Origin of the sequence: Streptomyces sp. NPDC048606 (assembly GCF_040650855.1) — a bacterium.
Classification (GTDB): Bacteria; Actinomycetota; Actinomycetes; order Streptomycetales; family Streptomycetaceae; genus Streptomyces.
In genome coordinates this window covers 1-25,661 of sequence record NZ_JBEZIB010000055.1, presented here as the reverse complement: position 1 = coordinate 25,661, position 25,661 = coordinate 1, and the positions used below count along the sequence as shown (strand labels likewise).

24 protein-coding genes are annotated in these 25,661 nt (G+C 71.7%); 13 read left to right on the top strand and 11 right to left on the bottom strand.

Annotation, left to right across the window (positions count from 1 at the left end; genetic code table 11):
• Positions 1-201: 201 nt before the first annotated feature.
• The 3 genes from AB0D01_RS36760 to AB0D01_RS36750 all read right to left on the bottom strand — a co-directional run bounded on the left by AB0D01_RS36760 (position 202) and on the right by AB0D01_RS36750 (position 3,698).
• Positions 202-1,659, bottom strand: a complete 1,458-nt coding sequence (locus AB0D01_RS36760; RefSeq protein WP_363063228.1) for a catalase — start codon at positions 1,657-1,659, stop codon at positions 202-204.
• Between the two features lie 239 nt (positions 1,660-1,898).
• Positions 1,899-2,789 (bottom strand): 2-hydroxy-3-oxopropionate reductase, encoded by an 891-nt coding sequence (locus AB0D01_RS36755; RefSeq protein WP_363063204.1) that lies wholly within the window; start codon positions 2,787-2,789, stop codon positions 1,899-1,901.
• A 75-nt stretch (positions 2,790-2,864) separates the two neighbouring features.
• Positions 2,865-3,698 carry a TIM barrel protein gene (locus tag AB0D01_RS36750; RefSeq protein WP_363063201.1) on the bottom strand — a complete coding sequence of 278 codons (834 nt, stop codon included), beginning with the start codon at positions 3,696-3,698 and terminating at the stop codon, positions 2,865-2,867.
• Positions 3,699-3,823: 125 nt separating this feature from the next.
• On the opposite strand from AB0D01_RS36750, the gene AB0D01_RS36745 reads away from it, so the two are divergent.
• The 8 genes from AB0D01_RS36745 to AB0D01_RS36710 all read left to right on the top strand — a co-directional run bounded on the left by AB0D01_RS36745 (position 3,824) and on the right by AB0D01_RS36710 (position 11,396).
• A complete protein-coding gene (locus AB0D01_RS36745; RefSeq protein ID WP_363063199.1) occupies positions 3,824-4,075 on the top strand; it encodes a hypothetical protein in 252 nt (83 codons plus the stop codon).
• Entirely contained in the window at positions 4,072-4,470 is a 399-nt protein-coding gene (locus AB0D01_RS36740) for a helix-turn-helix domain-containing protein (RefSeq protein WP_363063197.1), read from the top strand. Before AB0D01_RS36745 ends, AB0D01_RS36740 begins: the two co-directional genes overlap by 4 nt.
• A 154-nt stretch (positions 4,471-4,624) precedes the next feature.
• Positions 4,625-5,140, top strand: coding sequence for a 2-oxo-4-hydroxy-4-carboxy-5-ureidoimidazoline decarboxylase (uraD, locus tag AB0D01_RS36735; RefSeq protein WP_363063195.1), 516 nt, complete (start codon positions 4,625-4,627; stop codon positions 5,138-5,140).
• 2 nt (positions 5,141-5,142) lie between these two features.
• A complete protein-coding gene (gene uraH, locus AB0D01_RS36730; protein WP_007267387.1) occupies positions 5,143-5,532 on the top strand; it encodes a hydroxyisourate hydrolase in 390 nt (129 codons plus the stop codon).
• Between the two features lies 1 nt (position 5,533).
• The gene (gene pucL / locus AB0D01_RS36725) at positions 5,534-6,457 is read left to right on the top strand and encodes a factor-independent urate hydroxylase (RefSeq protein ID WP_327279348.1); all 924 of its coding nucleotides are present in this window, start codon (positions 5,534-5,536) and stop codon (positions 6,455-6,457) included.
• A gap of 191 nt (positions 6,458-6,648) precedes the next feature.
• Positions 6,649-8,052 (top strand): 8-oxoguanine deaminase, encoded by a 1,404-nt coding sequence (locus tag AB0D01_RS36720; RefSeq protein ID WP_363063192.1) that lies wholly within the window; start codon positions 6,649-6,651, stop codon positions 8,050-8,052.
• A gap of 353 nt (positions 8,053-8,405) precedes the next feature.
• Positions 8,406-9,806, top strand: a complete 1,401-nt coding sequence (locus AB0D01_RS36715) for a nucleobase:cation symporter-2 family protein (RefSeq protein WP_363063190.1) — start codon at positions 8,406-8,408, stop codon at positions 9,804-9,806.
• Positions 9,807-10,331: 525 nt separating this feature from the next.
• Positions 10,332-11,396 (top strand): saccharopine dehydrogenase, encoded by a 1,065-nt coding sequence (locus AB0D01_RS36710; RefSeq protein WP_363063188.1) that lies wholly within the window; start codon positions 10,332-10,334, stop codon positions 11,394-11,396.
• Here AB0D01_RS36710 and AB0D01_RS36705 read toward each other — a convergent pair.
• The 5 genes from AB0D01_RS36705 to AB0D01_RS36685 form a co-directional block, all read right to left on the bottom strand.
• The gene (locus tag AB0D01_RS36705; protein WP_363063186.1) at positions 11,393-12,025 is read right to left on the bottom strand and encodes a 3'-5' exoribonuclease; all 633 of its coding nucleotides are present in this window, start codon (positions 12,023-12,025) and stop codon (positions 11,393-11,395) included. The genes AB0D01_RS36710 and AB0D01_RS36705 overlap by 4 nt on opposite strands.
• 98 nt (positions 12,026-12,123) lie before the next feature.
• A complete protein-coding gene (locus tag AB0D01_RS36700; RefSeq protein WP_363063184.1) occupies positions 12,124-13,407 on the bottom strand; it encodes a GDSL-type esterase/lipase family protein in 1,284 nt (427 codons plus the stop codon).
• 252 nt (positions 13,408-13,659) lie between these two features.
• Positions 13,660-15,279 carry a malate synthase A gene (aceB, locus tag AB0D01_RS36695; RefSeq protein ID WP_363063182.1) on the bottom strand — a complete coding sequence of 540 codons (1,620 nt, stop codon included), beginning with the start codon at positions 15,277-15,279 and terminating at the stop codon, positions 13,660-13,662.
• Positions 15,280-15,552: 273 nt separating this feature from the next.
• A complete protein-coding gene (locus tag AB0D01_RS36690) occupies positions 15,553-16,134 on the bottom strand; it encodes a nucleotidyltransferase family protein (RefSeq protein WP_363063226.1) in 582 nt (193 codons plus the stop codon).
• Between the two features lie 5 nt (positions 16,135-16,139).
• Positions 16,140-16,382: a hypothetical protein gene (locus tag AB0D01_RS36685; protein WP_363063180.1), complete on the bottom strand. Its 243-nt coding sequence runs from the start codon at positions 16,380-16,382 to the stop codon at positions 16,140-16,142.
• 88 nt (positions 16,383-16,470) lie between these two features.
• On the opposite strand from AB0D01_RS36685, the gene AB0D01_RS36680 reads away from it, so the two are divergent.
• Positions 16,471-17,958 carry a PLP-dependent aminotransferase family protein gene (locus tag AB0D01_RS36680; protein WP_363063178.1) on the top strand — a complete coding sequence of 496 codons (1,488 nt, stop codon included), beginning with the start codon at positions 16,471-16,473 and terminating at the stop codon, positions 17,956-17,958.
• A gap of 19 nt (positions 17,959-17,977) precedes the next feature.
• On the opposite strand, the gene AB0D01_RS36675 is transcribed toward AB0D01_RS36680, so the two are convergent.
• Both AB0D01_RS36675 and AB0D01_RS36670 read right to left on the bottom strand, forming a co-directional pair.
• A complete protein-coding gene (locus tag AB0D01_RS36675; RefSeq protein ID WP_363063176.1) occupies positions 17,978-18,607 on the bottom strand; it encodes a response regulator transcription factor in 630 nt (209 codons plus the stop codon).
• A complete protein-coding gene (locus tag AB0D01_RS36670; RefSeq protein ID WP_363063174.1) occupies positions 18,604-19,884 on the bottom strand; it encodes a sensor histidine kinase in 1,281 nt (426 codons plus the stop codon). Before AB0D01_RS36670 ends, AB0D01_RS36675 begins: the two co-directional genes overlap by 4 nt.
• A gap of 134 nt (positions 19,885-20,018) precedes the next feature.
• Between AB0D01_RS36670 and AB0D01_RS36665 the strand changes: the two genes are divergently transcribed.
• Both AB0D01_RS36665 and AB0D01_RS36660 read left to right on the top strand, forming a co-directional pair.
• Positions 20,019-21,107 carry an ABC transporter permease gene (locus AB0D01_RS36665; RefSeq protein ID WP_363063172.1) on the top strand — a complete coding sequence of 363 codons (1,089 nt, stop codon included), beginning with the start codon at positions 20,019-20,021 and terminating at the stop codon, positions 21,105-21,107.
• A complete protein-coding gene (locus tag AB0D01_RS36660; RefSeq protein WP_363063170.1) occupies positions 21,104-21,805 on the top strand; it encodes an ABC transporter ATP-binding protein in 702 nt (233 codons plus the stop codon). Before AB0D01_RS36665 ends, AB0D01_RS36660 begins: the two co-directional genes overlap by 4 nt.
• 100 nt (positions 21,806-21,905) lie before the next feature.
• On the opposite strand, the gene AB0D01_RS36655 is transcribed toward AB0D01_RS36660, so the two are convergent.
• Entirely contained in the window at positions 21,906-22,709 is an 804-nt protein-coding gene (locus AB0D01_RS36655; protein ID WP_363063168.1) for an IclR family transcriptional regulator, read from the bottom strand.
• A gap of 327 nt (positions 22,710-23,036) precedes the next feature.
• On the opposite strand from AB0D01_RS36655, the gene allB reads away from it, so the two are divergent.
• Together allB and alc are read left to right on the top strand one after the other, a co-directional pair.
• On the top strand, positions 23,037-24,380 hold the full coding sequence (allB, locus tag AB0D01_RS36650) for an allantoinase AllB (protein ID WP_363063166.1): 1,344 nt from the start codon (positions 23,037-23,039) through the stop codon (positions 24,378-24,380).
• A gap of 2 nt (positions 24,381-24,382) precedes the next feature.
• Positions 24,383-25,495, top strand: coding sequence for an allantoicase (gene alc / locus AB0D01_RS36645; RefSeq protein ID WP_363063164.1), 1,113 nt, complete (start codon positions 24,383-24,385; stop codon positions 25,493-25,495).
• Positions 25,496-25,661 lie beyond the last annotated feature (166 nt).

Here is a 25,661-nt window from a genome sequence, read left to right as displayed (position 1 = left end):
CGGGCGGCGACGAGAACTTCGGCATCGTCTCCCTCAGGTCAAGAGACGGGCCTCGGAACCCATTACCACCGCACTGGCTCGCACGCTCGCCACGGTCCTCGTCCTGCCCTCACCGCGTACCACCCCTCATCCGGGTACGTGGATCGGGCTCGGCACCCGGGGTCTGACCTCCCGTCAGACCCCCGGTGCAGCTTGATCGGCTCAGGCGTCGCGCAGGGCGCGGACGGCCTCCTCGACGCGCTTGCCGTAGTCGGCGTCGGCGGCGTGGAAGTGAGCCAGGTTCTTCTCGATGACGTCCTCCAGGGTGACCTGAGACAGGCCGCCGGCGATGTTCGCCACCAGACGCTGCTTCTCGGCCTCCGACATCAGGCGGTAGAGCTCACCGGCCTGGAAGAAGTCGTCGTCCTTGGTGTGGGCCGGGGCCTCGTGGGTGCCCGTGTAGCCGGAGACGGCCTTCGGGGCGCCGAGGGCGAGACCGGTCTCGGCCGGGCCCTGGTACGAGTTGGGCTCGTAGTTCTTGTCGTGGCGCGAGCCGTTGCGCAGCGCCATGACGCCGTCGCGGCCGTAGTTGTCGGCCTTCGTCGCCTTCGGGGCGTTGACCGGCAGCACGGTGTGGTTCACACCGAGGCGGTAGCGCTGGGCGTCGGCGTAGGCGAACAGGCGGCCCTGGAGCATCTTGTCCGGCGAGGCGGTGATGCCCGGGACGAAGTTGTTCGGGGAGAACGCGGACTGCTCGACCTCGGCGAAGACGTTGTCCGGGTTGCGGTCGAGGACCAGGCGACCCACGCGCTGCAGCGGGTAGTCGGCGTGCGGCCACACCTTGGTGAGGTCGAACGGGTTGAAGCGGTAGTCCGCGGCCTCGGCGGCGGGCATGATCTGGACGTAGAGGGTCCAGCTCGGGTTCACGCCGCGCTCGATGGCCTGGAGCAGGTCGGTCTGGTGCGAGTTCGCGTCCTTGCCGACCAGCTCGGCGGCCTGCTCGCCGGAGAGGGAGCGTATGCCCTGGTTCGTCTTGAAGTGGTACTTGACGAAGAAGGCCTCGCCCTGGGCGTTGGTCCACTGGTAGGTGTGGGAGCCGTAGCCGTTCATGTGGCGGTAGGACGCCGGGATGCCGCGGTCACCCATGAGCCAGGTGATCTGGTGCGTCGCCTCGGGGGCGTGCGCCCAGAAGTCCCAGACGTTGTCCGGCTCCTGCTTGCCCGTGAAGGGGTCGCGCTTCTGGGAGTGGATGAAGTCGGGGAACTTGATCGGGTCCTTGATGAAGAACACCGGGGTGTTGTTGCCGACGAGGTCGTAGTTGCCCTCTTCGGTGTAGAACTTCAGGGCGAAGCCGCGCGGGTCGCGGACGGCGTCCGCGCCACCGAGGGAGTCGGCCACGGTGGAGAACCGCAGGAAGGTCTCGGTCTTCTTGCCGACCGTGTTCAGGAACGCCGCGCTGGTGTACGCGGTGACGTCGTCGGTCACCTCGAAGTAGCCGTAGGCGGCGGAGCCGCGGGCGTGCACCACGCGCTCCGGGATGCGCTCGCGGTTGAAGCGGGCGAGCTTCTCCAGGAGCTGCTGGTCCTGGACCAGGAGCGGGCCACCGACGCCGGCGGTGGCGGAGTTCTGATTGTCGGCGACCGGGGCGCCGGACTCGGTCGTCAGCGTGCGCTTCGACATGGTGACCTTCCGTACGGATAACTGCTGACGGAATGCGTCTTCCGTCATGCGGAACAGCCTAATTTCGGCGTGAACGCGACGTCAACAGTTTGTTGAACAAAGATGGGAGAGAGGAAATCCGGACGGTGCCGGCGCTTGGGCGCGACAGGACAGGTGTCAGCACCGGCACCATCCGGAAACTCAGGCCCCCGTGAGGGGGAGGGGCGGCCCTGTCAGCGGGCCGCCGCGGGGAGGCTCGCTCAGATCTGGGCGCCGGAGAGGCGCTCGACCGCGCGGAGCAGGGCGGAGTGGTCCAGGCCGCCGTCACCCTGGGCGCGCAGCGAGGCGACGAGCTGGGCGACGACCGCGCCGACCGGCAGGGCCGCACCGACGTTGCGGGCGGCGTCGGTGACGATGCCCATGTCCTTGTGGTGCAGGTCGATCCGGAAACCGGGCTTGAAGTCGCGGTTCAGGAAGTTGTCCTTCTTGCGGGTCAGGACCGTGGAGCCGGCCAGCCCGCCGTTGAGGACGTCCAGGGCGGCCTGGAGGTTCACGCCGGACTTCTCGAGGAAGACGACGGCCTCGGCGCACGCCTGGATGTTCACCGCGACGATGAGCTGGTTGGCGGCCTTGACGGTCTGGCCGGAGCCGTGCGGACCGCACAGGACGATGACCTTGCCGAGCGCCTCCAGGATCGGCAGCGCGGCGTCGAAGTCGGCCTGCTCGCCACCCACCATGATCGACAGGACGGCCTCGATGGCGCCGGCCTCGCCGCCGGACACCGGGGCGTCGATGACGCGGATGCCCTTCTCGGCCGCGTTCTTCGCCAGGTCGACGGAGGTCTGCGGGGTGATCGACGACATGTCGATGATCAGCGCGCCGGACTTGGCGTTCTCCAGGATGCCCTCGGGGCCGTAGGAGATGGCCTCGACGTGGGGGGAGGCGGGCACCATCGTGATGATGACGTCCGCGTCCTTGACGGCCTCGGCGATCGAGCCGGCGGCGGTACCGCCGGCGGCGGCCAGGCGGTCCAGCTTGTCCTGCTCCAGCGTGAAGCCGGTGACCGAGTAGCCGGCCTTCAGCAGGTTCTCGGCCATGGGGGAGCCCATGATGCCGAGGCCGATCCAGGCGATGTTGGGGAGGGTGCTCATGATGAGGGTCCTTCTCTTAATGCTTCGTACGAAAAGTGCGAGGGGTGCCTGGCCGATCGACCGGACTTCTTGCGCCTAGCGGGCGGCGCGGGCCTCGACCGGGAGGAATCCGAAGGACGCCGCGGCGTCCTCCGCCTTGTACTCGAGGCCTACCCAGCCCTCGTATCCGGCCTTCTTGAGCTGGTCGAGGAGCGCCTCCAGGGGCAGCTCGCCGGTGCCGGGGGCACCGCGGCCGGGCTTGTCCGCGATCTGGACGTGGCCGGTCTTGGCGGCGTACTTTTCGATGACCTCGGAGAGGTCCTCATCGTTCATCGCCAGGTGGTACAGGTCGAGGAGGAACTTGGCGTTCCCGAGGCCGGTGGCCTCGTTGACCTTGTCCACCACCTCGATGCCGGCCGGGGCGCTCACCAGGGGGTAGAGCGGCGACTCGGGCTTGTTGAGGGTCTCGATCAGGAGGATCGCACCCACGCGGTCGGCGGCGCGGGCCGCCACGACCAGGTTCTCCAGGGCCAGCTCGTCCTGGACGGCCGGGTCCACACCCTCGACGCGGTTGCCGTAGAGGGCGTTCAGCGCCTTGCAACCCACCGAGGCGGCGAAGTCCGCCGCCACGTTGATGTTGGCGTTGAAGCGGTCCGACTCCTCGCCGGGGACCGATACCGCGCCGCGGTCCGGGCCCGGCAGCTTGCCGGCGTAGAAGTTCAGGCCCACCAGCTGGGTGCCGGCGTCCTCAAGAGCCTTCTTGAGGGCGTCGAGCTCCTCCTGAGCGGGGGTGGGGGTCTCGATCCAGGGCCACCACAGCTCGACCGCGGTGAAGCCCGCCGCGGCGGCGGCCGCGGGGCGCTCCAGGAGCGGGAGTTCCGTGAAGAGGATCGACAGGTTCACATCGAAGCGCTGGTCCGTGTATCCCATGAGGGGTGTGCGCTCCTTCCGTATTGCGGAAGTTATTTTCTGCTTGATGGAAGACTGCAAGCCGGGCGCCGCACTTGTCAAGTGCGGACTCCCGAAAAATCGTGACCGCGCAGTAGGTTGACCGCGTGCGATTGAGAGTGGAGTTCACGACCGAGCCCTTCGACCTCGAAGAGCCCCCCGCCCATGCCGTGGCCGCCCGCGAGGTCATCCAGAAGGCGCAACTGGACGCGGTGGACGTCGGCCCGTTCGGCAACACCGCCGAGGGCGCGTCCGACGAGGTGCTGACCGCGGTGGCCGCGCTGCTGCGCGACTCGCTGGAGGCCGGCGCCACGCGCGTCTCCCTCCAGGTCAACGTGATCCGGGAGGAGACCCCGTGACCGAACCCCGCGACCACCCCTTCGTCACCGCGGTCAAGCCGCTGGTCGACGCGATGGGCGGCGAGCTGATGGATCCCGCCCTGGCGCAGCCCGACGACGTCGTGCTGTCGTGGGAGGGTCGGGAGCTGCTGGCCGTGCGCCTGCCCCAGCTGTCCGATTCGCTGGATCACATCCTGGCGGCGCTGGAACGTCGGCACGGTGTGCCGCTGGCCCAGCTCGACCGGAAGTCCAAGCAGGACGTGGTACGCATACTGGAGGCGCGGGGCGCCTTCTCGGTCCGCCATGGTGTGGAGACGGTCGCGGGGGCCCTGGGCGTGAGCCGTTTCACCGTCTACAACTATCTGAACAGGGATTCCGCCACCCAGGCGAAGTCCGCCAAGAACAGCCGGGAGTGAAGGGCGACTCACTCGCCGTGACGAGCCGCCGCCCAATTCATCCGGGCGGCGGCTTTTGTGTACGGGAAGTTTCAACAAAGTGTTGACGCCGTGTTGTCGAGGGCGTTAGCTATGCGCAGCCCGTCAAAGCAACAACAGGCCACGGAGGCCTACCGTGACTTCGAGTCCGACCCCGGGTCTCACCCGGTTCAACGCCTTGGACGACAGCGCGGCCACGGCCGAGCTCCACGAGGTGTGCGCCAGTTCGGCGTGGGGCGGCAAGCTCCTCGCCCAGCGCCCCTTCGCCACCGCCGATGCCCTGTTCGCCGCGAACGAGTCCGCCATGGCGGAGCTCACCGCCGAGGACCTGGGCGAGGCGATGGCAGGCCACGCGCCGATCGGCCGGCCGAAGCCGGGAGACCCGACCTCCGCCCGCGAGCAGCGTGGCATGGCCGGTGCCTCGGAGGAGCTGAAGAACGAGCTCCTCGAACTGAACCTGGCCTACCAGGAGAAGTTCGGCCACGTCTTCCTCATCTGCGCCACCGGCGCGACCGGTGAGTTCATGCGGGACGCGGTCAAGGTCCGGATCGACAACTCGCCGGAGCGGGAGCGAGAGATCGCCCGCGGTGAGCTCGTCAAGATCAACCGGATTCGTCTGACCCGCCTCGTCGAGCTCGCAGAAGGAGAGTGACCATGAGCACCGAGACCACCGCGTCGGTGTCCACCCACATCCTGGACACCAGCATCGGCCGCCCCGCCGAGGGCGTCGCCATCTCCCTGTCGGCCCGTGCGGGGCTCGACGGCGAGTGGGCGGCCCTGGGCGGCAGCGCCACCGACGCCGACGGGCGTTGCAAGGACCTGCCGGCGCTGCCGGAGGGCACCACCCACGTACGTCTCGACTTCGAGACCGAGACGTACTTCTCAAAGAAGCAAGCCGAGGCGCAGCAGGACGCCCCCCGCGTAAGGGACAGCGGTGCGTTCTTCCCCGAGGTAACGATCACCTTCGCGGTGAACCCGGGCGAGCACTACCACGTACCGCTGCTGCTCAACCCGTTCGGCTACTCCGTTTACCGAGGGAGCTAGCATGGCCACGATTCTGGGCCAGAACCAGTACGGCAAGGCAGAGAACCGCGTCGTCAAGATCACGCGGGACGGCGACACCCACCACATCAAGGACCTGAACGTCTCGGTCGCCCTCTCCGGCGACATGGACGACGTCCACTACTCCGGCTCGAACGCCAACGTGCTGCCGACGGACACCACCAAGAACACGGTGTACGCGTTCGCCAAGGAGTACGGCATCGAGTCCGCCGAGCAGTTCGGCATCCACCTGGCCCGTTGGTTCGTGAACAGCCAGGAGCCGATCCAGCGCGCGCGCATCCGGATCGAGGAGTACGGCTGGGACCGGATCGCCACCTCGGACGCCAACTCGAAGTTCATCGGCTCCGACGAGGTCAACCACTCCTTCGTCCGCAAGGGCATGGAGACCCGCGTCACCCAGATCACGTACGACGGTCAGAACTGGGAGGTCATCTCCGGCCTCAAGGACCTGATCGTCATGAACTCCACGAACTCCGAGTTCTGGGGTTACGTGAAGGACAAGTACACGACCCTCCAGGAGGCGTACGACCGCATCCTGGCCACCCAGGTGTCGGGTCGCTGGCGCTTCAACTGGACCGACGACGAGCAGCGGATGCCCAACTGGGAGAAGTCCTACGCCGAGACCAAGAAGCACATGCTCCAGGCCTTCGCGGAGACCTACTCGCTGTCGCTCCAGCAGACCCTGTACCAGATGGGTTCGCGCATCATCAACCACCGTTCGGAGATCGACGAGGTCCGCTTCTCGCTCCCGAACAAGCACCACTTCCTCGTCGACCTCGAGCCCTTCGGCCTCAAGAACGACAACGAGGTCTACTTCGCCGCGGACCGTCCGTACGGTCTGATCGAGGCGACGGTCCTCCGCGACGGCGCTGACGCCCGTATCCCCGTGGACATGACCAACCTCTAGTACGACACGCTCGTCCCGGGGCTCCGCAGTGGCCCCGGGGCGGGCGACACCCCCACCAACTTCCTGAATCGGCACCCGGACGCAACACATGGGGCGGCAGTACTGTCAGCTGTCAAGGCCCCCGGCTCCGGCACTCAAATCCCCTGGGTTTTGCCGTGCCCGCACCGCCACTGAAAGCACGAGGAAGTCCCATGGCAGCATCGGCAGCCCATGACAGCGCGGTCGAGCGCATCGTCATCGAGAACTGTGCGATCGCGACCGTCGACGCGAACGACACCGAGTACGCCTCGGGTCACGTGGTCGTCGCCGGCAACAAGATCGAGTTCGTCGGCGCGGGCAAGGCCCCCGCGAACCTCGAGAACGTAGTCCGCCGCATCGACGGCACCGGGCACCTCGTGACTCCCGGTCTGGTCAACACGCACCACCACTTCTACCAGTGGATCACGCGTGGCCTGGCCACCGACCACAACCTCTTCAACTGGCTCGTCTCGCTGTACCCGACGTGGGCGCGCATCGACGAGCAGATGACGTACACGGCCGCGCAGGGCTCCCTCGCCGCGATGGCCAAGGGCGGCGTCACCACCGCCATGGACCACCACTACGTCTTCCCGAAGAACTCGGGCGACCTCTCCGGCTCGATCATCCGCGCCGCCTCCGAGATGGGCGTCCGCTTCACCCTCGCCCGCGGCTCCATGGACCGCAGCGAGAAGGACGGCGGCCTGCCGCCGGACCACGCCGTGGAGACCCTCGAAGGCGCCCTGGCCGACACCGAGGCGACCGTGAAGAAGTACCACGACGCCTCCTTCGACGCGATGACCCAGATCGCCGTCGCCCCCTGCTCCCCCTTCTCGGTCTCCACCGAGCTGCTCAAGCAGGGTGCCGAGCTGGCCCGTCGCCTGGGTGTGCGCCTGCACACGCACGGCTCGGAGACCGTCGAGGAAGAGCAGTTCTGCAAGGAACTGTTCGGCATGGGCCCGACCGACTACTTCGAGTCGACCGGCTGGCTCGGCGAGGACGTGTGGATGGCGCACAGCGTCCACATGAACGACTCCGACATCGCCGCGTTCGCCCGCACCAAGACCGGTGTCGCGCACTGCCCGTCCTCCAACGCCCGTCTGGCCGCCGGCATCGCCCGCGTCCCGGACATGCTGGCCGCCGGCGTCCCGGTGGGCCTCGGCGTGGACGGCACCGCCTCCAACGAGTCCGGTGAGCTGCACACCGAGCTGCGCAACGCGCTGCTGATCAACCGTCTGAACCCGGTCCACCGCGAGCGCGCCCTGAACGCGCGTCAGGCCCTGCGCCTGGGCACCTACGGTGGCGCCCAGGTCCTCGGCCGCGCCGACAACATCGGTTCGCTGGAGGTCGGCAAGTGCGCCGACCTGGTGCTGTGGAACCTGAACACCTTCCTGCACTCCTCGATCGCCGACCCGGTCACGGCCCTGGTCTTCGGTGCCGCGGCCCCGGTCACCGCGTCGTTCGTCAACGGCAAGCAGATCGTCGAGAACAACCGCCTCCTCTTCGCCGACGAGGACGCCATCGCGGTGTCCACCCGTGAAGAGGCCCAGCGCCTGGCGCGCATCTCCGCGCAGGCCTGATCCCACGGAGTCCGGTCGGGGGGGACGGCCCCCGGCCGGCGGCCGCGGACCCGAGCGGGGTCCGCGGCAGCCGTTCCCGGGAAGCGCCCGAGGATATTCCGAGGGCGCTCCCGGGGGCGGTGACTCGTGACACTTGCGCCACAGCTCCTGTCTCGCGCCACTGCCACGGCACCACCCGGCCCCGCCGGCCGGTCGCCACCGCGCGGAACGATTTTTGGGCGAATCGATTCCGCACCCCTTGGGACAAGCATTCGCAGTACCCACAACTCCATACAGGCTCGACTCGCACCGCTTTCGCACCACCTCCATGACACCCACGTCCCTGCCGACGTGTTACCCGACCGGAGGAAGCCGTGGCCAACGCGCCCAGGTTTCGCAAAGACGCAGTCGCAGTACCGGAGGAGAAGCACCCGGTCGACGAGACCCTGCCTCCTCTGAAGATGTTCACGAGCGGCCTCCAACACGTGGCCGCCATGTACGCGGGTGTAGTGGCCCCGCCCATGATCGTCGGACCCGCCGTCGGTCTCTCCGCCACCGAAACGGCCTTCCTGATGGGCGCCTCGCTCTTCACGGCCGGCCTCGCCACCCTCCTCCAGACCCTCGGCTTCTGGAAGATCGGCGCCAAACTCCCCTTCGTGAACGGCGTTTCCTTCGCCGGTGTCACCCCGATGATCGCCATCGGCAAGGGGGAGGGGGACAACGCCATCCCCATCATCTTCGGCGCGATCATCGTCGCCGGCCTCGTCGGATTCCTCGCCGCCCCCTACTTCGGCAAGCTCGTCCGCTTCTTCCCGCCCGTGGTCACCGGCACCGTCATCACCCTGATCGGCGTCTCGCTGCTCCCGGTCTCCTTCAACTGGTCGCAGGGCGGCAACAGCACCGCCTCCGACTACGGCTCGATGCAGAACATCGGCATGGCCGCCCTCACCCTCGTGATCGTCCTGCTGATGCGCAAGTTCCTGCGCGGCTTCCTCCAGCAGATCTCGATCCTGCTCGGCCTCGTCGTGGGCACGCTGATCGCGATACCCCTCGGCATGACCAACTTCGACGCGGTGAGCAACGCCGACGTCATCGGCTTCCCCACCCCCTTCCACTTCGGCGCCCCGCAGTTCCAGGTCGCCGCCATCATCTCGATGTGCATCGTCATGCTCGTCTGCATGACCGAGTCCACCGCCGACATCCTGGCCCTCGGCAAGATCGTCGGCCGGCCGGCGGACGCGAAGACCATCGAGGGCGGCCTGCGCGCCGACACCCTCGGCAGCGCGCTCAGCCCGCTGTTCAACGGCTTCATGTGCAGCGCCTTCGCGCAGAACATCGGACTCGTCGCGATGACCAAGGTGCGCAGCCGCTTCGTGGTCGCCGCGGGCGGCGGCATCCTGATCCTGCTCGGCCTGTGTCCGATGGCCGCCTCCGTCATCGGGGTCGTGCCGCTGCCCGTCCTCGGCGGCGCCGGCATCGTGCTCTTCGGCTCGGTCGCCGCGAGCGGCATCCAGACCCTGGCGAGCGCGGCCATGGAGAAGGGCGAGAACGCCCTGATCGTGGCGGCCTCGGTCGGCATCGGCCTGATCCCGATCGCCGCGCCGCAGTTCTACCACGCCTTCCCCAAGGACCTGCTGGTCGTCCTCGACTCCGGGATCAGCACCGGCTGCGTGGTGGCCATCCTGCTCAACCTGGCCTTCAACCACCTCGGGGCGAAGAAGGACGGGGCGAAGGAGGAGGAGGGCGCGGGAGCCGAGCCGGCCTTCGCGCACTGAGCACACGACCGCACGGCCGCACGGCCGCACGGCCGCACAACCGCACCCCATCGACCCCGGTCCGATCCACCGGCGCCCCGGCGGCGGTGCGTACGTCACCCACTGCGGGTGTGGCGTACGCACCGCCGCTTCGTGCCGTCCGGGGCCGGGCGGGGACCCGGGGCACGACGCCGGGCCGACCGGGCCGGCCGGTACGGATCGCCGCCGGGGCCGGTAGGGCCCCGCACGCCGGGCTCCCCGTGGCGCGAGGGGCGCGGAGCGCGGCGAGGGGCGGCAGGGACCGGAGTTCCGGTGCCGATCCGGCTTGTCACGTACGCCGTGCGGAAAGACATCCCCTGCGCACGCGGGACCCGTCGCACCGGGCCCGCGCGCCGCGCCCTCCCCTCGCCCGTACCCCGACGGACCGCCACCGCCCGCACCGCCCCGGCCCCGCCGGGTCGCGCCGAGGGCTGCCCGCGGACCGCCGGGGCGCGGGGGAGAAGGGGCCGTCCCCACCACCTCTCCGACCCGACAGGCGGTACAGCGATGGCAGACGTCCCACAGCTCTGGATGCGCAGCGAGACCCGCCCCACCGAGCGGCGCGCGCCGCTCACCCCCGACGGCGCCGCGCTCCTCGTCGAGCACGGCGTACGGATCACCGTGGAGGAGTCGGACCACCGGGTGTTCCCGCTGGAGGAGTACGCCGCCGCGGGCTGCCGCACCGCACCGGCCGGCTCGTGGGCCGAGGCCGCGCCCGGATCGGCGTACGTCCTCGGGCTGAAGGAACTCCCGGCGGCCCCCGAGCACCTGCACCACCGGCACGTCTACTTCGGGCACGCCTACAAGGGCCAGACCCAGGGCCCCGAACTGCTGCGCCGCTTCCTCACCGGCGGCGGGACCCTGCTGGACCTGGAGTACCTCGCCGACGCCCAGGGGCGCCGCCTCGCGGCCTTCGGCTACTGGGCCGGGTACGCGGGCGCCGCCCTGGCCGCGCTGCACGCCCGCGGCCGGCTGACGGCCCCGCTGGTCCCGATGCCCCGGCCCGAACTCGACGCCCGGCTGCGCGCCTGCCCGGCCGACGGATTACGGGCCCTGGTGATCGGCGCCGGCGGGCGCAGCGGCCGGGGCGCCTGCGACGCGCTGAGCACCGCCGGCATCCGCGTCACCCGCTGGGGCCGGGCCGAGACCCGCGCCCTGGACCGGGCCGCCCTCCTGGACCACGACATCCTCGTCCACGCGGTGCTCACGGACCGGCCCCGGGCCCCCTTCCTGACCCCGGCCGACCTCGACGCCGCGGGCCGACGCCTCTCGGTCATCGCCGACATCACCTGCGACACCGGCTCGGAACTGCACCTGCTGCCCGTCTATGACCGGCTCACCGACTGGCGGACACCGGCCCTGCGGCTGCGCCCCGCCCCCCGCCCGCTGGACGTCATCGCCATCGACAACCTGCCGTCCCTGGTGCCGGCCGAGGCGGCCCGGGCCTTCGCGGCGGACCTCCTGCCCAAACTCCTGGCCCTGCACGCCCCGTCCCCCGACCCGGACTGGCTGCGCTGCCGCGCCGCCTTCACCACGGCCCTGGCCGGCCTGCCGCACCAGCGCGGTTCCTAGGACCTGTCGACCGCCCCTTCCTCCTCCGGCTCCCACAGCATCAGGTTGCTCATCAACTCCGCCTGCTCGATGGCGTCGTCGAGCGCGTGGTGCGTGTGGGGGCGGCGGGAGAGGAGCGCGCGCGGCATGCGGCCCTTGACGGCGGCGCGCAGCGGCACGCGGGCCTTCGTCGCGTACAGGGTCTTCATGTCCAGGCAGCCGGAGTGCCCGAAGGGGCTGTCGTCGCCGAACTCGATCAGGTACCAGTACAGGAACGTCCAGTCGAAGGAGGCGGGATAGCCGCACATCACCGGCTGGGCCCCGGCGGAGACCTCCCGCACCCAGGCGCGGAACTCCGCCATGGCCGCGGCCGGTTCGGCGCCCTCGCGCAGGAGGCGGTCGCGGTCCAGTCCGCTCACGGCGAGCGCGGCGTCCACCCACCGCTCGCCGATCGGGCGCAACTCGCGGTAGAAGGTGTGCCGTTCCGGGTCGGCCGGGGTGTAGGTCCCCCCGTCCTGGCGGCCGGCCACGCAGGCCCCGAAGCTGATCATGGAGTAGGGGCCGGGGATCGGTCCGTCGGCTTCGACGTCGACGGAGATGTAGAGGCTCGGACGGTCGCGTCGGCCGGTGCGTACGGGGCGTGCTGTCATGGACCCGATCCTGACAGCACGCCCCGTCGGGCTCACCCGGTTTTCCGCCGTCCCCCGGCGGGCCGCGACGTGGGTCGCGCGGCGGGCTGCGGGGCGGGCTACGAGGCGGGCGTCAGGTACATCCCCGTGTGGTCGCCGCCGGCGGTGTTGCGGCACCCGACGGTGGAGTTCGCGGGCTGGGCCACGGCCAGGGACAGGCAGCGCCCGACGGCGAGTTGGCCGAAGTAGTTGGGGTGCATGGACTCCTGGATCAGGCCCTGCGACTCGTTGTTGTCGATCCAGCGGGCCCACTCGCTCGTGCGCGCGGAGGCGGGCGCCGAGGAGCTGACCTGCTTGCTGGCCTTCGCACACACCTCGCGGCCCTGGAGCATGTCCCGCAGGTCCAGGAACTGCACGCCCTTGGCCGTCGCGACCTGCTTGATGCGGTTCGCGATCTGCGGCACCAGGGAGTCGCGCGCCCAGTCCGAGTCGCGGTTCCAGAAGGGGCAGCCGCCGGTGTTGAGCCGGCTCCAGTCGCTCTGGGTGTAGCGGTTCTCGGCGCCCCGGGGGATCGGCGAGGGGTAGGACTGGAGGACGATGCGGTACGAGGAGTCCGTGTAGCCTGCCCCGCGCATGACGGCGCGGATCTCGTCGACGGACTTGCCGACGCCGGCCATCACCGCGTCGATCTTCTGGTCGACCCCGTACTGCTGGTCGTCGTAGCAGTACGAGCCCCAGAGCACGAAGTCGTACGCGCAGTCCTTGATGATGTCGGCGAAGCCGAGGTCGTTGCCGCCGATGGACAGCGCGATGACCTTGACGTCGCGGCTCGCGGCGACGGCCGCGAGCTGATCGGCCTGCGGGGCCTCGCCCTTGAAGGCGACGCCGCCGTTGGCGGCCCGGAAGACGTTCTGCGAGGTCGCGCCGGAGCAGGCCAGGTTCACGGCCGTCTCGGCGATGCCGCCGGCGCTGATCACCTCGGCCGAGTCCGAGCGGTGGCAGCCGCCGGCGGTCGTGCCGTAGACCTTGGAGGGGTCGTACGCGCCGCCGCTGGTCCAGGCCCGGTCGGTGCCGACCCGGCTGCCGCTGTTGGTCAGGCTGTTGCCCTTCCAGCGGCCGGCCTCGCCGGAGATGTAGCTGTCGCCCATGGACACCACGGCGGTGGGGCCGGTGCCGGGCCCGGCCGCGGCCGGCGTCGCACCGCCGGCGAGCAGCGCCGTGACGGCGAGGGGGAGTGCCATCGCGGCGCCCGCCGACCGTCGCACGCGCCTGCGGGCGGCCCTGTCCTTGTCGGCCTTGCGGAATCCGATCACTGCGGAACTCCTGCGGTCGGCCACGCGGAAGTCGCCAACAACTTCGGTGCGTGGCTGGGTAAGTGGGGGTACCTCCGGCGCCGGTGGCATCGGAAAGGTGACACGCGCCCACTTGTTACCGCTAGGTACAGCGAGGTCACGATGGAATAACGGCCGACCGTTCGTTCGGCCGTCCGGCCCCTGCCGCGACCGCGTTCCGGCAACGCGGCCCGGCCTTCGGGGCCTTGTCCCGCGAACGGTCGGGCAAAGCGCGGAGCGAACGCCTCCGCCCCCGTTGCCGGCAAGGCGACGGGGGCGGAGGCGTGGTTCGGCCGCTGTGCGTTTCCGGCCGAATCGTGTGGGTCAGCCCACGAGTCGGTCGTACGCGGGGAGGGTGAGGAAGTCCGCGTAGTCGGCGTCGAGGGAGACCTGGAGGAGGAGGTCGTGGGCCTGCTGCCACTTCCCGGCCGCGAAGGCCTCCTCGCCGACCTCGGCGCGGATCGCGGCGAGCTCCTCGGCGGCGATCGCGCGGGTCAGGTCGGCGGTGGCGAGCTCGCCGTTCTCGAACACGACGCCGGCGTTGATCCACTGCCAGATCTGGGAGCGCGAGATCTCCGCTGTGGCCGCGTCCTCCATGAGACCGAAGATGCCGACCGCGCCGAGACCGCGCAGCCACGCCTCGATGTAGCGGACGCCGACCTGGACGGCGTTGCGCAGGCCCTCGTAGGTGGGCTTCGCGTCGAGCGAGTCGATCGCGATGAGCTCGCCCGGGGCCACCGAGACGTCCTCGCGCAGGCGGTCCTTCTGGTTGGGCTTCTCGCCGAGGACCGCGTCGAAGGAGGCCATGGCGATCGGGACCAGGTCGGGGTGGGCGACCCAGGAGCCGTCGAAGCCGTCGTTCGCCTCGCGGTCCTTGTCGGCCTTGACCTTCTCGAAGGCCACCCGGTTGACCTCGGCGTCCTTGCGGGACGGGATGAAGGCCGCCATGCCGCCGATGGCGTGGGCGCCGCGCTTGTGGCAGGTGCGGACCAGCAGTTCGGTGTAGGCGCGCATGAACGGGGCCGTCATGGTCACCGCGTTGCGGTCCGGCAGGACGAACTTCTCGCCGCCGTCACGGAAGTTCTTGACGATGGAGAAGAGGTAGTCCCAGCGGCCCGCGTTCAGGCCGGCCGCGTGGTCGCGCAGCTCGTAGAGGATCTCCTCCATCTCGTACGCGGCGGTGATCGTCTCGATGAGGACGGTCGCGCGGACGGTGCCCTGCGGGATGCCGACGTAGTCCTGGGCGAAGACGAAGATCTCGTTCCAGAGGCGGGCCTCCAGGTGCGACTCCGTCTTCGGCAGGTAGAAGTACGGGCCCTTGCCGAGGTCGATCAGGCGCTTGGCGTTGTGGAAGAAGTACAGGCCGAAGTCGACGAGGGAGCCGGAGGCGGGGCCGCCCTCGAAGCTGAGGTGGCGCTCCTCCAGGTGCCAGCCGCGCGGGCGCATCACGACGGTGGCGAGCTGGTCGGCGGGCTTCAGGGCGTACGCCTTGCCGGTGCGCGCGTCCGTGAAGTCGATGCGGCGCTCGTAGGCGTCGATGAGGTTGAGCTGGCCGAGGACGACGTTCTCCCAGGTGGGAGCCGAGGCGTCCTCGAAGTCGGCGAGCCAGACCTTGGCGCCCGAGTTCAGGGCGTTGATGGTCATCTTGCGGTCCGTCGGACCGGTGATCTCCACGCGGCGGTCGTTCAGCGCCGCCGGGGCCGGGGCCACCTTCCAGTCGCCCTCGCGGACCTGTGCGGTGTCCGGGAGGAAGTCGAGGGTGGAGGTCCGGGCGATCTCGGCGCGGCGTTCACCGCGTCGGGCGAGGAGCTCGGCGCGGCGGGGGGCGAACCGCCGGTGGAGCTCGGCCACGAACGCGAGGGCCGCTTCGGTGAGGACTTCGTCCTGCCGGGGCAGGGGCTCGGCGTCGACGATGGCCAGCGGGGACGGCGCTGGTGCGGACATATCTGTCACTCCTTCAGCGGCGGTGCCTGGCGGCCGCGGGGAATGCTCGCGCGAGACGGCACGCAGTGCCGTCGGGTGTGGAGAGTTCCGGGTAACGGTCGCGGGCGCCGTCTGTGGGTTCAGGGCGCTTCTGACCAGTGGATAGTAATTTCCTCATGGTGGAAGTTCAATGGTTTGTTGATGTCGAGATTCTCTGAGTCGACAGATTCCACTTGCCGGTGGCCCTCAGTGCCATCGCGGTCACAGCCCGCTCAGGCCCCGCACGAGCCCCACTCAATCCAGTCGTGCCAGGTCGGGCGGGGTGTCGATGTCGAAAGCGGCCGCGATGTCCCCGCACTCCACCAGCATGACCTCCTTCGCGTGTTCCCTCAGATGGACACGCGCACCCCGGTCCCCCGTGGCCGTCGCCGCGATGTCCGCCCACCGGTCCGCCCCGAAGAGCACCGGGTGACCGCGCTCCCCGTCGTAGGAGGCCGCCACCAGGCTCGCGGGCGAGCGGTACGCCCCGCGCACCCGGGCCACGGCGTCCGGACCGATGCCCGGCTGGTCCACCAGGGAGACCAGCGCCGCCCCCGCCCCCGTACCGGCCAGCGAGGCCAGGCCCACCCGCAGGGACGAGCCCATCCCCTCGGCCCACTCCGGGTTGTCCACGACCACGCAGCCGCTCAGGTCGGCCCGCTCGCGGACCTCGGCGGCCGAGGCGCCCAGCACCACGTGGATCGGCGCGCAGCCCGCCTCGCGGAGCACCCGCACGGCGTTCTCCACCAGCGGGCGCCCCCGATGGGTCAACAGGGCCTTGGGGCGCCCGCCGAGCCGGCGGCCACCCCCCGCGGCGAGGAGCAGCCCCGCGACCACCGGGGTCACGGCAGGGGTCGCACGGCCTGGTTCGAGGGCGCCGGCGGAAGGCGTACGGTCTGGTTCGGTTGGCATGTCAGCGATTCTCGCCCCTGCGCCGCGGGCCCGGGGCGGCGAGCCCGGCCGTGCGTCGACAGCCGCCGTACGGCGGCCCACAGCGCCCGCACGCGCAGCGGCTCCGCGATCCGGTTCCCGGCGGCGGCCACCAGTGCCCGCTCGTCACGGTCGGTGAGGAAGTGCTCCGTCATCGTGGCTTCTCCTTGCCAATCGGGGGCCAATACCGCGAGTCTGGACCTCGATTGGCCTGGCAGGCAGAGCCAATCGGGGGAGGTTGGCATGGCGAACGGGCGAGTGGTCCACACGGCGGACAGGACGATCGGCAGCCGCCAGCTCGCGGCCATGCTCCCCGCGGAGGTCCGGGCCCGCCCCGGCTACCGGGCCCTCGCCGACGCCGTCCGCACCCTGATCCTCGACGGCCGCGTCGCCCTCCACGTACGCCTGCCCGCCGAACGCGAACTCGCCGAGGCCCTCGGCGCCAGCCGCGCCACCGTCACCGGCGCCTACGACCTGCTGCGCGAGAGCGGCTACGTGCGCAGCCGGCGCGGCTCCGGCACCTGGACCGAACTCCCCGACGGCCACGCCCCCGTCGGGGCGCACGCCATCGTCGGCGCCGGCGGCTACCACGCCGACGGCGACCCCGGCATCGACCTGGCCATCGCCGCCATGGGCGCCCCCGACGGCAGCCTCGCCGACGCCCTCGCCTGGGCCGCGCCCCGTCTGCCCGCCCTCACCCACAGCCCCGGCTACCACCCCTTCGGCCTGCCCGACCTGCGCCGGGCCGTCGCGGACCGCTTCACCCGCCGAGGGCTGCCCACCCGCCCCGAGCAGATCCTCGTCACCGCCGGCGCCCAGCAGGCCTTCGCCCTCGTCGTGAGCCTCCTGTGCCGCCCCGGGGACCGCGTCGTCACCGAGAGCCCCACCTACGCCAACGCCCTCGACGCCCTGCGCCACGCCCGCCTGCGCACCGGGTCCATCGCCGTCTCCGACACCGGCTGGGACATGGACATCGCCGAGTCCACGCTGCGCCAGACCGTCCCCCGACTGGTCTACGCGATACCCGACTTCCACAACCCGACCGGCCTGCTCATGCCCGAGGAGCAGCGGCTGCGCCTGCTCGCCGCCACACGCGCCACCGGGACCTGGCTGGTGGTGGACGAGACCATCGCCGACATCGCCCTGGACGTGCCCGCGCCCGCCCCCACGGCCTCGCTCGCGCCGCGCTCCGGCGCCGACCACGTGATCACCATCGGCTCCCTCAGCAAGACCCACTGGGGCGGCCTGCGCGTCGGCTGGGTGCGGGCCGGCGCCAAGCTGATCACCGAACTGGCCGCCGTCCGGGTCAGCGCCGACATGACCGGCTCGGTCCTGGACCAGGTCGTCGCCCTGCGGCTGATGGAGGGCCTCGACCGCTCCCTGCCGGTCCGGCTGGAGCAACTGCGCGGACAGCGCGCCGCCCTGATCGCCTCCCTCCAGCGGCACACCCCCGAGTGGTCCTGGCGGGTGCCGCCCGGCGGCCTCTCGCTCTGGGTGGACCTCGGGGAACCCGTCAGCTCCGCCCTCGCGGAGCGGGCCGCGGCGGCCGGCGTGCACATCGGGCGCGGGGCCCGTTTCGGCGTCGACCCCGGCACCTTCGAACACCGGCTCCGCATCCCGTACACCCTGCCGGCGGCCCGCCTGGACGAGGGCGTACGCCTCCTCGCGCGGGCCTTCCACGACGGCGTCCCGCTCGCCCCGGGCGTGGAGCGGCCGTACTGGGTGGCCTGAGGCCCGCCGCCCCCCTCCGCTACGGGGTGCGGATCAGGCGGCGCCCGGCCGCCGCCGCCACCGCCGAGGTGCGCGAGTCGACGCCGAGCTTCGCGTAGACGTGCACCAGGTGGGACTTGACCGTCGCCTGGCTGAGGAACAACCGCTTCGAGATCTGCTGGTTCGACAGCCCGTCCGCGACCAGCTGGAGCACCTCCAGCTCCCGCTTCGTCAGCGCCTCCGCCGGGGTGCGCATCCGGTCCATGAGCCGCAGCGCCACCGCCGGCGCCAGGGCCGACTGCCCGGCGGCGGCCGTGCGCACCGCCGCCGCCAGCTCCTCGGGCGGGGCGTCCTTCAGCAGGTACCCCGAGGCGCCGGCCTCCACCGCCGCCAGGATGTCGGCGTCGGTGTCGTACGTGGTCAGCACCAGGACGCGCGGCCCGTCGGGCAGCGCGGTGATCGCCGCGGTGGCCGCCGAGCCGTGCATCCCGGAGCCGAACCGGAGGTCCATCAGCACCACGTCCACCGGCTCGGACGCGGCCAGTTCCACCGCCCGCTCGGCGGTGGGGGCCTCGGCCACCACCGCGAAGTCCGGCTCGGTGTCGAGGACCGCGCGCAGCCCGGCGCGGACCACGGGGTGGTCGTCGGCGAGCAGGAGACGGATGGTCACGGTGCCTCCACGGGCAGCGGCAGGGTGACGGCCACGGCGGTGCCCTGGCCCGGATCGGACTCCACGGTGAACAACCCGCCCAGGCTCTCGGCCCGCGCCCGCATCGCCGGCAGGCCGAAGCCGCCCTCGCCGGACGGGGCGCGGGCGGGTTCGAAGCCCTCGCCGTCGTCGACGACGTCCAGGGTGACGGAGTCGTCCATGAAGGTCAGGGTGATCCCGGCCCGCCCAGCCCGCGCGTGGCGCACCACGTTGGCCAGCGCCGACTGCGCGATCCGCAGCAGGGCCACCTCGTAGGGCGTGGGCAGCTCGCGCAGGGTGCCGCTGACGGAGAAGCGCACGAGCGGCCCCGGCGCGTCCGCGCACAGCCGCTCCAGGGCGGCGGCCAACGACCCGTGCTCCAGGTCCGGGGGAGTCAGGGCCCGTACGAAGCGGCGCGCCTCGGCGAGGTTCTCCTGGGCGGCCCCGCGGGCCCGGGCGATGTGCGCCAGGGCCGCCGCCGCGCCCCGGTCGGCGGGCACGCCCCCTCCGGCGGGCATGTCACCCCCGGCGGGTGCGCCCGCGCCCCCGTCGGCCGGCGCGCCGGGGCCCGTACGGTCCTCGGACAGGGCGCGCTCCGCCGCGCGCAGCAGCAGCTGGATCGAGGACAGGCCCTGGGCCAGGGTGTCGTGGATCTCCCGGGCGAGGCGCTCGCGCTCGGCCAGGATCCCCGCGCCCCGCTCGGCGACGGCCAGCTCGGCGCGGGTGGCGATCAGTTCCTCGATCAGCTCGCGGCGCCGCTCGCTCTCGCGGTACAGCGCCTGGTAGCCCAACACCGTCGCCACGGCCACGGCCCCGCCGAGCACCGGCCCGAGGAAGGCGCCCGGGCTCGGGACTCCGCTGTGCGCGACGAAACCGCCGATCGCCGCGCAGGCGGTGACCGCCACGGCGGCCACGGCCCAGCGCAGCCGCAGCAGGTGCAGCTCCAGGAAGTACAGCGGGAAGGCGATCCACAGCCCGTCGGGGGAGACCACCAGCAGCGCCGCCCAGGCCGCGCCGACCGCGCCCAGCCAGATGCCGGCGGCCCGCGCGGAGCGGCTCACGGAGGGGGCCCGTACGCCGGCCGCGTAGACGGCGAGCAGGAGGACGCAGACGGCGACCACCAGGCCGGCGCGGGGCGCGGAGCCGGCGACGGCGCGGGCGGCGGCCAGCGCCAGCAGTCCGAGGAACAGCGCGTGCAGGCACAGCCGCAGCACGCGGGAGACGGGCGTCAGGGGGCGGGAGCGGGGGGCGGAAGACATCTTCCGACCAGCGTAAGCGGGCGGCGGGGAGCCCCGGTCAACCAAAAGTTCGATGTCCGCGTGCCACCTTCGATACCAGGATCCCTACCGCGGCGCGATGCCGCGCGCCCACGGGGCGGACCAGGCTGGGGATCATGTTCGTCGCATGGAGAGATCTACGGTTCGCCAAGGGCCGCTTCGCCCTCATGGGTTCGGTCGTCGTGCTGATCACACTGCTGGTCGGCCTGCTGTCCGGGCTCACCTCCGGACTGGCCCGGGAGAACGTCTCGGCCATCACCGGCCTGCCCGCCTCACGACTGGCCTTCGCGGCGCCGGCGGGGGACCGCGAGGTCTCCTTCACCGACTCCCGGCTGCCCGAGAGCGCCTGGCGGTCCTGGCGCGAGCGGCCGGGGGTGAGCTCCGCGCAGCCCCTCGGCATCCGCACCACCAACGCCGTCTCGGGTGAGCGCACGGCCGCCGTCTCCGTCTTCGGCGTCGAGCCGGCGGGATCGCTGCCGCCCGCCGGCGCCGGGCTCGCCCAGGGGTCCGTCGTCCTCGCGCACAAGGCGGCCGAGGAGCTCGGCGGGCTGCGCGCCGGCGGCAAGGTCCGGATCGGGCCGCTGGAGCTGACGGTGGCCGCCGTGTCCGGCACCGCCGCCTACAGCCACACCCCGGTCGTCTGGATGGACCTGAACGACTGGCAGCGCGTCGGCAATCCGGGCACCTCCCCGGAGACCCTCGCCACCGTCATCGCGCTGGAGACCTCGGACTCCGCGGACCTCGCCGCGGCGGACCGGGCCGCGGGGACGGCGTCGCGGACGATCGACGAGGCGCTCGGCGCCATAGGCTCCTACCAGGCGGAGAACGGCTCGCTCCAGCTGATGCGCGGGTTCCTCTTCGCCATCTCCGCGCTGGTCATAGGGGCCTTCTTCACGGTGTGGACGATCCAGCGCGGCCCGGACGTCGCGGTGCTGAAGGCACTGGGTGCCTCCACCCCGTACCTGCTGCGGGACGCGCTCGGCCAGGCCGTGGTGATGCTCGCCCTCGGCACCGGCCTCGGCACGGCCCTCGCGACCGGCATCGGCGCGCTGATCGGCGGCGGTGACGTGCCCTTCGTCCTCGACGCCCGCACCGTGCTGGTGCCCGCCGCGATCATGATCGCGCTCGGCGCGCTGGGCGCGGCCCTGTCCATCCGGCGGATCACCGCCGTCGACCCGCTGACCGCCCTCGGGAGCGCCCGATGACCCTGCTCGTCCACGACGTCACGCTCACCTACCCGGACGGCGACGGTCGCCTCACGGCGCTCGACTCCGTCGACCTGGAGGTCCCGGCGGGCACCCTGACCGCCGTCATCGGGCCCTCGGGCTCCGGCAAGTCCAGCCTGCTGGCGGTGGCCGCCACCCTGGTCACCCCGGACTCCGGCCGGGTCGTGGTCGCCGGGCAGGACGCCACGGCGCTGGGGGCCGCCGAGAAGTCGGCCCTGCGCCGGGAGCGGATCGGGATCGTCTTCCAGCAACCCAACCTGTTGGCCTCCCTGACCGCCGCCGAGCAGCTCCAGGTGATGGCGCACCTCTCGGGCCGGCCGGCCGGGCGGCTGCGCGCGCGGGCCCTGGAACTGCTCGACGCGGTGGGGCTCGCCGACCAGGCCGACCGGCGCCCGCACCAGCTCTCGGGCGGGCAGCGCCAGCGGGTGAACATCGCCCGCGCCCTGATGAACGAGCCCGCCGTGCTGTTGGTGGACGAGCCGACCAGCGCCCTGGACCACGAGCGGGGCGCGGCGGTCCTCGACCTGCTGGTGACCCTCACCCGGGAGCGGTCCACGGCCACGGTGCTGGTCACGCACGACCACGCGCACCTGGAGCGGATGGACCGCGTCGCGACGATGACCGACGGCCGCCTCACCCGGTCGGACGCACCCGCGCCGACCGTCCCGACGGCCTGAACCCCCGACGGGCCGGACCCACCCCGTTTCCCGTACGCCGGAGCCCCGGCCCCCTCCGAAGGGGGCCGGGGCTCCGGCGTACGGAACGGCGCGCCGGCGGTTACGCCGGGTTCTGGCTCTGGAGGGCCACCGACAGCTCGGCGGCCACGCCCTGGAGGATCGGCACGAAGGACTCGGCCACGGCCTCCGTGACCCGGCCGGCGGGGCCGGAGATGGAGATCGCGGCGGCGGTCGGCGAGTTCGGCACCGACACGGCGAGGCAGCGGACTCCTATTTCCTGCTCGTTGTCGTCGACCGCGTAGCCCACCTTGCGGACCTGCTCCAGGGCGTCCAGGAAGCCCTCGGGCGTGGTGATGGTCTTCTCGGTCGCGGCCGGCATACCGGTGCGCGCCAGCAGGGCGCGGACCTCGTCGGCCGGGGTGTAGGCGAGCAGGGCCTTGCCCACGCCGGTGGAGTGCGGCAGCACCCGTCGGCCGACCTCGGTGAACATGCGCATGGAGTGCTTGGAGGGCACCTGGGCGACGTAGACGATCTCGTCGCCGTCCAGCAGGGCCATGTTCGCCGTCTCGCCGGTCTCCTCGACCAGGCGGGCGAGGTAGGGGCGGGCCCAGGTGCCCAGGAGGCGCGACGCGGACTCGCCCAGGCGGATCAGACGGGGCCCGAGGGAGTACCGTCGATTGGGCTGCTGCCGGACGTAGCCGCACGCGACGAGCGTGCGCATCAGGCGGTGGATGGTGGGCAGCGGGAGGCCGCTGGCGGCGGAGAGCTCGCTGAGGCCGACTTCGCCCCCGGCGTCGGCCATGCGTTCGAGCAGATCGAAGGCGCGCTCCAGGGACTGGACGCCACCGCCCGCGGCGGTGGGCTTGGCGGAAGCGTCGGTGGTGCTGGCGCTGGACGTCGGCACGGCGCGGTCCTTTCGGTGCTGGCAGGCAAGGGAGCAGCCTACCCGTCGGTCGGCGACGGCCCTAGATCCGGGGCCCTGCCCTCCTCGCCGGTCAGAGGTGGTTTGTCCTGGTGGCGGACCCCCTCCGGAAGGTAGTGGCCCGATGGTGGGTGGTGGTAGCTACATTCTGGATAGTGAAATCTTAATTCCATCCTGTGGAAACCTCCAATTGCGGTGCAAGCCGGTCAGCCGTCCCTCCGGACGCTCTTGACTGGCCCCGGATCGGGGTGAAGACTCCGTCAACAGAACGTTGAATTTCGCTCTGTGGAAGTAGATGGGGAGGTTCCGGTGGCCGACGTGGCTGTGGAACTGGTACTGCGCTCGACGCGCGTCATCACCCCCGAGGGGACGCGCGCCGCCTCGGTGGCCGTCGCCGGCGGGAAGATCACGGCCGTGCTGGAGCACGGGGCCGAGGTACCGGCCGGAGCCCGACTGGAGGACTTCGGCGACGACGTCCTCCTGCCCGGCCTGGTGGACACCCACGTCCACGTGAACGACCCCGGCCGCACGGAGTGGGAGGGCTTCTGGACGGCCACCCGCGCCGCCGCCGCCGGTGGCATCACCACCCTCCTCGACATGCCGCTCAACTCCCTGCCGCCGACCACCACGGTCGACAACCTCCGCGTCAAGCAGGAGGTCGCCCGCGCCAAGGCGCACGTGGACGTCGGCTTCTGGGGCGGCGCCCTCCCCGACAACGTCAAGGACCTGCGCCCGCTGCACGACGCCGGGGTCTACGGCTTCAAGTGCTTCCTGTCGCCCTCGGGCGTCGACGAGTTCCCCGAGCTCGACCAGGAGCAGCTGGCCGCCTCCCTCGCCGAGATCACCGGCTTCGGCGGCCTGATGATCGTGCACGCCGAGGACCCGCACCACCTCGACGCCGCCCCCGTCGTCCCCGGCCCGAAGTACGCCGACTTCCTCGCCTCCCGTCCGCGCGACGCCGAGAACACCGCGATCGGCAACCTGATCGCCCAGGCCAAGCGCCTCGACGCCCGCGTGCACGTCCTGCACCTGTCCTCCTCCGACGCGCTGCCGCTGATCGCCGAGGCCAAGGCCGCCGGCGTCCGGATCACCGTCGAGTCCTGCCCGCACTACCTCACCCTGACCGCCGAGGAAGTGCCGGACGGCGCCAGCGAGTTCAAGTGCTGCCCGCCCATCCGTGAGGCCGCCAACCAGGACCTGCTGTGGGACGCCCTGGCCGACGGCACCATCGACTGCATCGTCTCGGACCACTCGCCCTCCACGGCGGACCTGAAGACGAGCGACTTCTCCACCGCCTGGGGCGGCATCTCCTCCCTCCAGCTGGGACTCCCGGCGATCTGGACCGAGGCGCGCCGCCGCGGCCGGTCGCTGGAGGACGTCGTGCGCTGGATGTCGAGCGCCCCCGCCGCCCTCGCCGGACTGGACCGCAAGGGCGCCATCGAGGTCGGCCGCGACGCCGACTTCGCCGTCCTGGCCCCCGAAGAGACCTTCACCGTGGACCCGGCCGAACTGCACCACCGCAACAGGGTCACGGCGTACGCGGGCAAGACCCTGCACGGCGTCGTGAAGTCCACCTGGCTGCGCGGCCGCCAGATCGCCGACCACGGCACCCCGACCGAGCCCACGGGCCTCCTCCTTGAAAGGCAGAACTGACAGTGGCGATTCCTTCCTTCACCGGTAACGCGAACCCGTACGGAGGCGGCGACCCGTACGCGGACTACCGCACCGCGGACTTCCCCTTCACCCAGTACGCGAACCTCGCCGCCCGTGAGCTGGGCGCCGGTGTCATCGCCGCCAACGACGAGTTCTTCGCCGAGCGCGAGAACCTCCTCATCGCCGAGGCCCCGCACTTCGACCCCGAGCACTTCGGCCACAAGGGCAAGGTCATGGACGGCTGGGAGACCCGCCGCCGCCGCGGCGTGTCCGCCGAGCAGCCCTGGCCGACCGCCGAGGACCACGACTACGCCCTGATCCGCCTCGGCGCCCCCGGCGTCATCCGCGGCATCGTCGTCGACACGGCCCACTTCCGCGGCAACATGCCGCAGGCCGTCTCGGTACAGGCCGCCTCGGTGGCGGGTTCCCCGACCGCCGAGGAACTGCTGTCCGACGACGTCAAGTGGACGACCCTCGTCGAGCGCACCACGGTCGGCGGCCACGCGGCCAACGGCTTCGAGGTCGACGTGGAGCAGCGCTTCACCCACCTGCGCCTCAACCAGCACCCGGACGGCGGCGTCGCCCGCATCCGCGTCTACGGCGAGGTCCGCCCCGACCCGGCGTGGCTCGCGGTGCTCGGCACCTTCGACGTGGTCGCCCTGGAGAACGGCGGCTCGGTCGAGGACGCCTCCAACCGCTTCTACTCGCCGCCGACCAACACCATCAACCCGGGCCGCTCCCGCAAGATGGACGACGGCTGGGAGACCGCCCGTCGCCGCGACAACGGCAACGACTGGATCCGCTACCAGCTCGTCGCCGAGTCCGAGATCCGCGCCGTCGAGATCGACACCGCCTACCTCAAGGGCAACTCGGCCGGCTGGGCCTCGCTGTCCGTCAAGACCGGCGAGGAGGGCGAGTGGACGGAGTTCCTGCCGCGCACCCGCCTGCAGCCCGACACCAACCACCGGTTCGTCCTGGACGCCCCGGCCGTCGGCACCCACGTGCGCATCGACATCTTCCCGGACGGCGGCTTCTCCCGCCTGCGCCTGTTCGGCTCGCTGACGGAGGCCGGCGCGTCCGCGCACGCCGCCCGTCACCAGGAGCTGGGCGGCTGAGGCAGCCCCCGACCGCCCCGGGGGCCGACACCTCCGGGGCGCGGACACACCCCTGCGGGGGGGGCCCCGCGCGGGGGGGCCCCCGGGGGGTGCGGCCCCCCCCCCCGCGGGGGGGCCGCGGCCCGGGGGGGCCACCCCGCCCCGCGCGCGGCCCCCCCCCGGCGAA